The sequence below is a fragment of the Rhodanobacter sp. L36 genome (assembly GCF_009765755.1).
GTDB lineage: Bacteria > Pseudomonadota > Gammaproteobacteria > Xanthomonadales > Rhodanobacteraceae > Rhodanobacter.
In genome coordinates, this window is record NZ_LMUV01000011.1 from 773,897 (window position 1) to 785,424 (window position 11,528).

Genomic DNA, 11,528 nt, shown 5'->3' on the forward strand with positions numbered 1-11,528 from the left:
GACTTTCACAGCATGTGAAGACGGCCATGCGCCTTCTTCGATGACCAGCGAATCTGAGGTAGGCTAGCCACGGGGTTGGGGAAACAGGGGAACAACGAATGCAACGGCTAGCCGTGATGGCGTGCGTCCTGTTCGGCTGCGCATCGCCTGCGTGGGCCGCGAAAGTCGATGTTCATCTCACCGATGGCCATGGCCACGGTGTCGATGATGCAGTGATCACGCTGACGCCCGATGGCACCGTCGACCGTGCGGCAAACGCGCCGCCACCGGCTACCCATGTCGTGGACCAGAAAGACGAGGTGTTCATTCCCTACGTGCAGGTGATGCGTCCGGGCGACAAGGTGGTTTTCCGCAACAGCGACAGCACGCGTCACCACGTTTATTCGTTCTCGAAAGTGAAAGCATTCGAGTTTGTGCTCAGCCCTGGCGAAAGTTCACCCGCCATGACCGTGGTCAACACGGGCATCGCCGCAGTCGGCTGCAACATTCACGACCACATGATCACCTACCTGTTCGTGTCGGATGCGCCGGCCATCGCGATGTCGACGCACGGTGGCATGGCAACGCTTGATCATCTGGCCGCAGGCCGTTACACGATGCACATCTGGCACCCGCAACTTCATCCGGGGAAATCCGAGACGACACGCGCGGTGATCATCGCCAGCGATGTGGACGTCCAGCACGTGGCCATCGACCTTTCGCTGATTCCCGATCCGCGGATGTTCATGGATCGCGAGCATCTGGACTACTGAGGGCGCATGCGATTCATGGGCTTCCGTCTTCGTCTTGCACTGTTTTTCGTGGCCACGCTGGTCGCGGTGCAATTGCTGACTGCGGGTCTGGTGTACGAGGTGACGCGGCGCGCGCTGGTCGCCGAAGGCGAACGGCAACTGGTGACGAATGCCCAGGCGTTCACGACCCAGATGGACGATATTTCCGCGCGTATCGCCGGCAACGTCGAAGTGCTTTCGCTGGATTACGCATTGCGCTCCGCCATCGCCGGGCATGATCGCGGCACGGTATTTTCGGTGCTGCGCAATGGCGGTCGACGCGTCGGCGCATCGCGTATGCGGCTGGTGGATCTGGATGGCAAAGTCGCGGTCGATACCGGCAATGCGAAAGCGACGGCGATACCGTTTCCGTTTACCGACCTCGTCGCCAGTGCGTTCGACCATCGCACGGCTGCGGTGGTCGCGCAGGATGGAAGGGCGTCGTGGATGGTGGTGGTGCCGATCTACGCACCGCAGCCAGTCGGCCTGGTGGTGGTCAACGTGCCGCTCGACAACGCGCGGCTGGCGCACATGCAGCGGCTTTCCACGTTGCCGCGCGATATCGAACTGGCCGCCCAATGGACGCCTGGAACATGGTCGGTGGTCGCGCGCGGCGATGGGCAATCCGCGCTGGTGAACGGGCTGAACAAATCGCATCGGGCGTTGCCATGGACGCCGTTGCTGACCAGCGTGGACAGCAAGGAATACATGGTGCTCGCCCAGCAGTTGAAGCAACCCGAGCGCGGCACGCCCGTGGTGGCGGTGCTGGGCTATTCGCTGGACGCGGCGCTGCGCCCCTACCGCTCCGTCGCCATCGCGTGGGCCACGCTACTCGGGCTCGGATTGATCGTTGGTCTGCTCGGCGCGTGGCTCACGGCGCGCAGCGTGTCGCGACCGATCGAAACATTGGCCGCCGCGGTGCGACGCGTCGGCGCTGGTGATTACCGCGCGCCGCAGACCACGCAGCGCAACGACGAGATCGGCCAGCTCGCGAATGCGTTCGGCACCATGAGCGAAGCGGTGCACCAACGCGAACTGCGCATCCGCCATCAGGCTATGCACGATGCCATCACCGACCTGCCCAATCGCGTGGCTGCGGAAGCGGCCATCGACGAGATGCTGGGCAGGCAGGAGATCACGTCCGGCGCTTTGCTGGTGGTTGGGCTGACGCGCGTGCCGGACATCATCAAGACGATGGGGCACGCGCTGTGCGATCGCCTGATGCGCGACGCCAGCGAGCGCATTCGTCGCGTCGCCACCGATGCGTATCTCGCGCGGATCAGCGATTCGCAGTTTCTGCTGTGGTTGATGCATGCGCGCCAGCCGGAAGCCACGGCGGTCGCGTTGCGCGTGCTGGATGTGTTGAACGAGCCGTATCAGGAAACCGACCTGAGCATCGATCAGTTGCCATCGATCGGCGTGGCGACAGCGCCTGACGATGGCTCGCAGGCGGGCACATTGCTGCGTCATGCGGAAGTGGCGCAGTTCGCCGCCAGCGGCTCGGCCAGCGCGCTGAATTTCTACGACGTCTCGACCGATCCGCATCGACCGGAGCGACTGTCGCTGATGGGCGATTTGCGCGACGCACTCGATCGCGATGCGCTCGAACTGCATTACCAACCCAAACTCGACTTGGGCCATCGCCGCATCGATGGCGCTGAGGCGTTGCTGCGCTGGAACCATCCGCGCCGCGGCTGGGTGCCGCCGGACGAGTTCATCGGCATGGCCGAGGACACCGGCAACATCCATCGCGTCAGCCGCTGGGCGTTGTCCAGCGCGCTGGCGCAACTGCGTCGCTGGCGCGCGCTCGGTTTGCCGTTGAACATCGCGGTGAATCTGTCGACGCGCGATCTCGAAGACACGGAACTGCCATCAAGGATCACCGGCTTGCTCGCCGTGCATCACGTACCGGCCACGGCGTTGACGGTGGAAGTGACCGAGCGCGCGGTGATGGGTGAACCGGATGCGGCGATACGCATCCTGCGCCGGTTGGCGGAACAGGGCATCGGCATCGCCATTGACGATTTCGGGGTGGGCCAGTCCACATTCGCGTACCTGCGACACTTGCCGGTCAGCGAGCTGAAGATCGACCAGATGTTCATCAAGCATCTGGCCACCGACGCCAATGACCAGATCATCGTGCGCTCGATTGTCGACCTCGGCCATCGGCTCGGCTATCGCGTCACCGCCGAGGGCGTGGAGGACGAAGGCGCGCTGGATTACCTCGCGTCGATCGGTTGCGATCACGCGCAGGGCTATTTCATTTCGAGAGCCATCACGGCCGATGCGTTCACGGATTTCGTCACGACGCACGACAATGCCATCGTGGAAACGCCGCCGTGAAGCGTTGCGCATGCCTGGCCGGTTTGTTGATGGTCAACGCCGCATCGGCGCAGGATTTCTCGCTGCACGCGTATGCGGACGGTCGACTCGTTTCAGCACCCGACGAAACCAGCTGGACACAGGGTGGACTGGGCAAGACCCGCTACGGCGATGGCGGCGTGCAAACCAAATTCGGCGGAGCAGCCGTCGTCGGAACGGCGCAGATCACGCCCGCATTGCTGGCCTTCGGCGATGTGCAATTCCAGAACACCGATCGCGCTACCGTGGACGTGCTCGAAGCGTATCTGCGCTACCGTCCGGTATCGCTTTCGCGCTGGCGCTGGACGCTGCAGGCCGGCGAATTCTTTCCGCCTATTTCGCTGGAAAACAACGCCGTCGGCTGGACCAGTCCATGGACGCTGACGCCCTCGGCGATCAACAGCTGGGTCGGCGAAGAACTTCGAGTGTTCGGCGCGGAAGGGCGACTGGAGTGGCGTGGCGATATCCATACATTCGAATTGCGCACGGCGTTGTTCCAGCGCAACGATCCGGCCGGCAACATTCTTTCGGCACGCGGCTGGTCGCTGAGCGATCTCACCTACGGCCTGGGTAGCCGTTTGCGCGAACCCGATATCGAAAGCGAACCGACGGCACGCTACGACCCGTTCCAGAAAATCGGCGATCGCACGGGCTGGTACGGCGACTTGCGCTGGCATGCCACAGGCATCGGCAGCATCAACCTGATGCGTTACGACAACCGCGCGTATCCGGATGCGCACACGGCTAGCGGCGTCTTCGCCTGGCGCACGCATTTCTGGAGTCTGGGCGCCACCACGGATACGGGACCGATCACGTGGATTGCGCAGGCCATGCAGGGCAGCACGGCGGTCGAGCCGTTCGACGACACGCGCTTCACCACCGGCTTTCGCTCGGCATTCCTGCTGGCCGGATGGAACCTCGGCCAGTGGCGTCCCGCGTTGCGCGTCGAGCATTTCAGCACGCGCGACACGGGTTATGAGGCAGGTGTTGTTGAAGGGGAGCACGGCAACGCGATCACCGCTGCGCTCAACTGGCGACCACACGACTGGCTGCGATTCACCGCCGAGCTGCTGCGCATCGACAGCACCCGCACGCAGCGCGCAGATGCGGGGCTGTCGCCCAAGGCTGATTTCACGCAGATGCAGTTGAGCGTGCGACTGCTTTACTGATCGCCTGCGCGCTCACCACTGCAACATGATCTTGCCGATGTGTTCGCTGCTTTCCATCAACGCATGCGCCCTGGCCGCTTGTGCCGCCGGGAACACGTCGTGGATGACCGGTCTTACCTTGCCGGCCTCAAGCAATGGCCAGACTTTTTCGTGCAGCTGACGCGCGAGCGTGCCCTTGAAGGCAATGGATCGCGCACGCAGCGTCGAACCCGTGACCACGATGCGCCGCCGCATAAGCAGCGATGCATCGATGGTCGCCTTGCTGCCGCCCAGCGTGGCGATGATCACCAGCCGGCCGCCCTCGGCCAGCGTGTCGAGCTCGCGCGGAATGTAATCGCCCGCGACCATGTCGAGAATGACGTCGACGCCGCGACCACCGGTGTTCTGCTTCACCACGTCGACGAAATCCTGCTCGCGGTAGTTGATCGCGATGTCGGCGCCGAGTTTTTCACACGCGGTACATTTCTCCGCATTGCCGGCCGTGGCGAAAATGCGTTGACCGAATGCGTGCGCAAGCTGGATCGCGGTGACGCCAATACCGCTTGATCCGCCTTGAACCAACACGCTTTCGCACGGGCCGCCTTCGCCATGGCCGAGCTGGCCGCGCTCGAACAAATTGCTCCACACCGTGAAATAGTTTTCAGGCAGCGCTGCGGCCTCGATCATTGAAAAATTTTTCGGCGAAGGCAGACACTGCGACAATGGCGCGACCGCGTACTCCGCATAACCGCCGCCGGCCAGCAACGCGCAGACGCTGTCGCCACGTTTCAGGGCGAACGGGTTGTCGTGATCGACATCGCCTTCGACCAGCGTGCCGGAAACTTCCAGTCCCGGCAGATCCGACGCACCCGGTGGTGGCGGATAGTTTCCCTTGCGCTGGAAAACATCCGGCCGGTTGACGCCTGCCGCAGCAACCTTGATCAGCACTTCGCCCGGCCCCGGCGTTGGCATCGGGCGCTCGGCCAGCTGCAGCACGTCCGGTGCGCCGGGATGGCTGATTTCAATGACCTGCATCATGGGCATGGCGATGATCCGGTTTCGGTGGGAAACCCGAACCATGCCACGCCGGGCGTTTGCGCGCCGTATGAGATCGTCGAGCGACAGAGCGCCCAAATTGCTGCGCCGATGGTTTACCCGAAGCTCGAACGCGTATACCTTTGGATCGATCCAATTTCCTCCGGCGGGCGATTCATCTCTCCATGAAAGACGACGCAGGCACGATGAAGCAGCGGATGTGGAAGGTCGGCCGACGGTTGTCGGGCATCGGTGGCCCGACGATGCGCTGCATCGGTCTGTATCTGTGCCTTCTGCTCGTCGGAGTCACTGCAACGAACGCGATGGCCGCGACCACGATGCATCCGCTGACGGATGGCTGGCGTTTCCGGCTGCTGCCGGGTTCGTCGGCCACGAAGGCGCATCCTGCAGCGGCGGCCTGGCACGACGCACACATTCCGGGAAGTGCCCAAACGGATCTGCTGTCTGCCGGGCTGATCGCCGACCCGTTCTATCGCGACAACGAGGCCAGCCTGCAGTGGATCGGCTTGGCCGACTGGCAGTACGAGCTGGCATTCGACGTGGATGCGGCGACCTTGCGGCACGGCCATGTCGATCTGGTGCTCGACGGGCTGGATACCTTTGCCGACGTATCGCTCAACGATTATCCGCTGCTCGCCGCGGACAACATGTTCCGGCGCTGGCGCGTGCCGGTGCGCCAGGTACTTCATGCGGGAAGCAATACGCTGCAAGTCACCTTGCATTCGCCGATCGCGCGACTGCAACCGTGGCTGCTCAAGCAGCCGTACGCGTTGCCCGGCGAATTCGATTCGACATTCGGCGATGAGCCGAAAGGCAAACAGACGTCCAATTACGTGCGCAAGGCCAACTATCAATATGGCTGGGACTGGGGTCCGCGCTACCTCACCGAAGGCATCTGGCAGCCGGCGCACCTGGAAAGCTGGGACGACCTGCGCCTGACGGATTTCCACGTCGCGCAGCAACATGTCGATGCCGATGTCGCGCAGTTGCAGGCGCAGTTCGCGATCCGTGCTGATCACCCGTCGAAGGCGCAGATACAACTGACCTGGACCGCGCCGGACGGCAGCCATCACGACGCAAGCCAGAACGCATCGCTGAAGGCGGGCGACAACCAGATCGATCTGCCGTTGCACATCGATCACCCGCAACGCTGGTGGCCGGTCGGTTATGGCGCACCGAACATGTATCACTTCCACGCCATCGTCGTATCCAGCGGACAGACGATCGCGAGCATCGATCGCGATACAGGTTTGCGCAGCGTGGAGCTGCGTCGGCAGCGCGACCATTGGGGACGCAGTTTCGAATTCGTCGTCAACGGGGTGCCGATCTTCGCCAAGGGTGCCAACCTGATTCCGTTCGACAGTTTTCCCGAACGTGTCACCGACGCGCGCATGCTGCAAATTTTGCGATCCGCGCGCGACGCCAACATGAACATGCTGCGCATGTGGGGCGGCGGGCATTATCAGAGCGATGCGTTCTATGCGATGGCCGACAAACTTGGCCTGATGATCTGGCAGGAGTTCATGTTCGGCGGCGCCATCACACCGTACGACGCCGCGTTTCGCGAGAACACGCGGCTCGAAGCCGTCGATCAGGTGCTGCGCCTGCGCGATCATCCGAGCATCGTGCTCTGGTGCGGCAACAACGAAGTGCAGACGAGCTGGGAATCCTGGGACGACCGCAAGAAGTTCGCCATCGATGTTGGGCCGGTGGAACGCGCACGTGTCGAAGGCGGCATGAAAACCCTGTTCGGCGAAACGCTGCGTGGCGTGGTCAGAAAATATTCGCCCGACGTGCCTTACTGGGCCAGTTCGCCGAGCACGGATTTCGAAGGGCCGTCGAATGTTCCGGGCGACGGCGACATGCACGTGTGGGATGTCTGGTCCGGTTCTGCGCCGATCGAGGACTATCTGAAAAGCACGCCGCGCTTCCAGTCCGAATTCGGGTTGCAGTCGATGCCGGTGATGTCGACCATTCACGCTTTCGCCGCACCGGAGGATATGTCGGCCGACTCGCCAGTCATGCGCGCACACCAGAAATTCGACAGCGGCAACGGCAATCAGCGGCTGTTGCTGTACATCCGCAAGTATTACGGCGAGCCGAAGGATTTCGAATCCTTCGTGTATCTCAGCCAGGTGATGCAGGCCGAAGGCATCGAGCTGGCCTCCGATCACCTGCGCAGTTCGCGGCCGCAGAACATGGGCTCGCTGTACTGGCAGCTCAACGATGTATGGCCAGGTGCATCGTGGTCCAGCGTCGATTACTTCGGACGATGGAAGGCGTTGCAGTTCCACGCGAGGCGCTTCTATGCACCAGTGCGCGTCGCCGCGATCCGGCAGGACAGTCATACGGATGTCTCGGTCATTTCCGATCGCACCGAACCGTTCGATGCACAGTTGCGCACACGCGTGATGGACGTGGATGGCAAGGTGCTCAGCGACCACAGTGTCCCGTTGAACGTGGCTGCGTTGAGCAGCGTGCGTGTGACGCAGTCGAGCGACGCGGCGTTGTTGCGCGACGCCGATCCGCATCGAACGTTCGCCGTGTTCGATGTGATGGCGCAGGGCAAATCGGTATCTCGTCAGCAGCTGTTCTTCGAGCCTGCGCTGTCGCTGCAATTACCCGATCCCGGTCTCGACGCGCAAATCAACGAGCGAGGCAGCGACATGGTGGTGACCGTCCGCGCCAAACGCTTCGCCCGTGAAGTGTGGATCGACTTCGGTTCGCTCGATGTGCAAGTACCGGATAACGCGTTCGATCTACTGCCGGGCGAAAGCGTCGAACTGAAAGTAACCGGTAGCACCGATATCGACGCACTGCGGAAAGCCTTGCACGTGCGTTCGCTGTTCGGCGCAACCAAGTCGAAGGATGCAACACCATGACATCGAGACGCAGCGTATTGAAAGGCATGGCCGTGGCCGCAGGTGGCGGCATGCTCGGACGCATGCCGCTGGCGTGGGCCGCGAGTGGATTTGTCAGCAAGCGACCGCCGCTGGCGCAGCGAAAGTTCGTCAGTCCTGCGGTAGAAGCCTTGATCGCGCGCACCAAGGCCGGCATCGGCGATCCCGAGCTGGCGTGGTTGTTCGAGAACTGTTTTCCGAACACGCTCGATACCACAGTGCACACCGGCATGCTGCACGGCAAGCCGGATACGTTCATCGTCACCGGCGATATCGACGCGATGTGGATGCGCGATTCGTCCGCGCAAGTGTGGCCGTACGTGTCGCTGGCTACGCATGACGAATCGCTGCGACGGATGTTTCGCGGATTGATCCATCGCCACACGTCGTGCATCTCGATCGATCCTTACGCCAACGCGTTCATGCCTGATCCGCGCGCAAAGAGCACGTTGACCTGGGCGCAGCAGGACCTCACCGACATGCGTCCCGGCGTCGCCGAGCGCAAATGGGAAATCGATTCGCTGTGCTATCCGATCCGGCTCGCCCATGCGTACTGGAAAGCCACCCGCGACCGGCAGCCGTTCGACGACGACTGGCGCGCCGCCATGCATGCAGTGCTCGCGACATTCCGCGCACAGCAGCGCAAGGATGGCCCGGGTCCGTATCATTTTCAGCGCCCATCGGCGATCCCGACCGACACCCAGTTTCTCGGCGGCTACGGCAATCCAACGCGGCCGGTCGGCATGATCCACGCGATGTTCCGACCGTCCGATGATGCCTGCATTTACCCGTTTTTCATTCCCGGCAATCTGTTCGCGGTAAGTACCCTGCGCGAACTTGCCACGTTGACCGTGGCGCTGCACGACGACCGCAAATTTGCGGCCGAGTGCAACGCGCTCGCCGACGAGATCGAGCAGGCGCTGCAGCACCATGCCGTCATGCACGACGAACAAGGTCGCGAGATCTGGGCCTATGAAGTGGACGGCTATGGCAACCAGTTGTTCATGGACGACGCCAACGCGCCGGGCCTGTCGAGTCTGGCGTACCTGAAGTGCTGCGCTGCCGATGACCCGCGCTACCTGCGCACGCGTGAGCGCGCGTGGAGCACGCAGAACCCGTATTTCTTCAGCGGAAAAATCGCGCAAGGTATCGGCGGGCCGCACGAAGGCCTGCGCATGATCTGGCCGATGTCGATCATCATGCGCGCGCTGACCAGCGACAACGATGGCGACATCCGCCAGTGCCTGCAGTGGCTGAAGACCACGCATGCCGGCACCGGCTTCATGCACGAGGCTTTCGATCAGGACGACGCGTCGAAGTTCACGCGTCCCTGGTTCGCCTGGGCCAATACGCTGTTCGGCGAAATGATCGTGCAGCTTGCGGCGCAACGGCCGGCACTGCTGCGCAGGGCATGACGATGCAAACCACTATCCACACGCACTTTGTTCAAGTACCGGAGAACGCACCATGGTGACACGCCGACGTTTCCTGCAAGGCGCTGCTGCATTGACGTTGTTGGGCAGCGGACTCGATTCGCTCGCGGCGCTCGCGCCCAAAGGCAGTGGTGCGGCGCTTGGTGGCAATGCATCGTCAAGCAGCGTTGCCGCGGCCGTTTCAAAATACGTTGACGTATTCATCGGCACCGGCGGACACGGTCACGTATTCCCCGGCGCGACGATGCCGTTCGGCATGGTACAGCTCAGCCCCGACACGCATGATTCCGGCTGGGATGCATGCGCGGGTTATCACCAGGGCGACGGTTCGATCATGGGTTTTTCGCACACGCACCTGAGCGGAACGGGCGCCAGCGACATGCTCGACGTGCTGGTGATGCCGGCACAAGGCGAAGTGCTACTGCAGCCCGGCACCGGCCGGCCAGACCACAATTACCGTTCGCGTCACGACGGCAGCATCGACGACGGTACGCAGCTGGCGGCGAACAATAATTCGCCGCCTGGCCACGGCTATCGTTCGCGCTACGACCACGAACAAGCGCAACCCGGTTATTACCAAGTGCACCTTGCGGATCACGACATCCTCGCTGAACTGACGGCGACACTGCGCGCGGGTCTGCATCGCTATACCTTCCACGGCAAGGGCTCGGGCCACCTCCTGGTCGATCTCGCGCATGGCTTTCACGACCGTGCGAATGAGCCATGCAAGGTGACCGATGCGGAGCTGAAGCTAATCGGCGACGACACGCTGGTCGGCACGCGACGCGTGCATCAATGGGCGAATGGCCGACACATTTATTTCGCGATGAAATTGTCGCGCCCGATCGCGCGCGCGACGTTGTATTCCGAGGACGTGGCGTTGCCCACAGGCGCGAACAGCGCGAAAGGCGCGCATCTGAAAGCTGCGCTACATGTCGACGACGCATCGAGCGCGCCGCTGCTGGTGAAAGTCGGCATTTCCGGCGTGGATGTCGAAGGTGCGTTGCGCAACCTCGAAAGCGAAATCCCGGCGTGGGATTTCGAACACGTTCGGCAGACGGCACAGGCAGCGTGGGAAGGCGAGCTGTCGCGCATCCGCATCGACGCCGGTTCCGACGCGACCAAACGCATCTTCTACACCTCGCTGTATCACACAATGATCGCTCCGACCTTGTTCAGCGATGTGGATGGTCGCTATCGCGGCATGGATCTGGCCGTACATCAGCTACCGCAAGGTTCCAACAACTACAGCACCTATTCGTTGTGGGACACCTATCGCGCGCAACATCCGTTGCTGACGTTGTACCAATCGCATCGCGTGCCCGACCTCGTCAACGGCCTCGTGCGCATGGCGGCGGAAAGTCCGGATGGCCCGCCGGTGTGGCCGCTGCAAGGTGTCGAGACGCAATGCATGATCGGCTATCACTCGGCGGTCGTTATCGCCGAGGCGCAGGCCAAGGGTTTCACCGGCATCGATTATGCGAAGGCCTGGCCGCTGTATCGCAAGCACGCGATGGATGCCGATTTCCGCGGCCTGGCCAACTATCGCAAGCTCGGTTACATCCCCAGCGACAAGGAAGACGAAGCCGTCAGCAAGACGCTGGAATATGCGTACGACGACTGGGCCATGGCGCACATGGCGGACGCCGCAGGCGCGCACGACGACGCAGAGAAGCTGCGCCAGCGCTCGCGCAACTATCGCAATGTGTTCGATCGCAAACTCACGTTCGTGCGCCCGCGTGGCGAGAACGGAAAGTGGCTCGAACCGTTCGATCCGCGCAGCATGGGTCACTCGGACAAGTGGCGCGACTTCACCGAGTCCAACTCGTGGCAGGCGACGTTCCTCAACCAGCACGACCT

At 62.5% G+C, this 11,528-nt stretch carries 7 protein-coding genes; 6 read left to right on the plus strand and 1 reads right to left on the minus strand.

Annotation, left to right across the window (positions count from 1 at the left end):
• Positions 1–98 precede the first annotated feature (98 nt).
• Genes GSQ73_RS13185 through GSQ73_RS13195 form a run of 3 tightly spaced genes read left to right on the plus strand, consistent with a single transcriptional unit; the run spans position 99 to position 4,300 of the window.
• Positions 99–752, plus strand: coding sequence for a hypothetical protein (locus GSQ73_RS13185; protein WP_158884713.1), 654 nt, complete (start codon positions 99–101; stop codon positions 750–752).
• Positions 753–758: 6 nt separating this feature from the next.
• Complete coding sequence (locus tag GSQ73_RS13190) at positions 759–3,113, plus strand: EAL domain-containing protein (RefSeq protein WP_216844780.1); 2,355 nt, start codon at positions 759–761, stop codon at positions 3,111–3,113.
• Positions 3,110–4,300: a hypothetical protein gene (locus GSQ73_RS13195; protein ID WP_158884717.1), complete on the plus strand. Its 1,191-nt coding sequence runs from the start codon at positions 3,110–3,112 to the stop codon at positions 4,298–4,300. The genes GSQ73_RS13190 and GSQ73_RS13195 overlap by 4 nt, the downstream gene beginning before the upstream one ends.
• 12 nt (positions 4,301–4,312) lie before the next feature.
• Here the strand turns inward: GSQ73_RS13195 and GSQ73_RS13200 are convergent, their stop codons facing one another.
• The gene (locus GSQ73_RS13200; RefSeq protein WP_158886471.1) at positions 4,313–5,314 is read right to left on the minus strand and encodes an NAD(P)H-quinone oxidoreductase; all 1,002 of its coding nucleotides are present in this window, start codon (positions 5,312–5,314) and stop codon (positions 4,313–4,315) included.
• 185 nt (positions 5,315–5,499) lie between these two features.
• Between GSQ73_RS13200 and GSQ73_RS13205 the strand changes: the two genes are divergently transcribed.
• From GSQ73_RS13205 to GSQ73_RS13215, 3 genes are all read left to right on the plus strand, one after another.
• Positions 5,500–8,217 (plus strand): glycoside hydrolase family 2 protein, encoded by a 2,718-nt coding sequence (locus tag GSQ73_RS13205; RefSeq protein ID WP_254063406.1) that lies wholly within the window; start codon positions 5,500–5,502, stop codon positions 8,215–8,217.
• Complete coding sequence (locus tag GSQ73_RS13210; protein ID WP_158884719.1) at positions 8,214–9,650, plus strand: glycoside hydrolase family 125 protein; 1,437 nt, start codon at positions 8,214–8,216, stop codon at positions 9,648–9,650. Before GSQ73_RS13205 ends, GSQ73_RS13210 begins: the two co-directional genes overlap by 4 nt.
• A 52-nt stretch (positions 9,651–9,702) precedes the next feature.
• Positions 9,703–11,528, plus strand: a 1,826-nt coding sequence (locus GSQ73_RS13215) for a GH92 family glycosyl hydrolase (RefSeq protein ID WP_158886475.1), incomplete at its 3' end; no start/stop codon positions are given.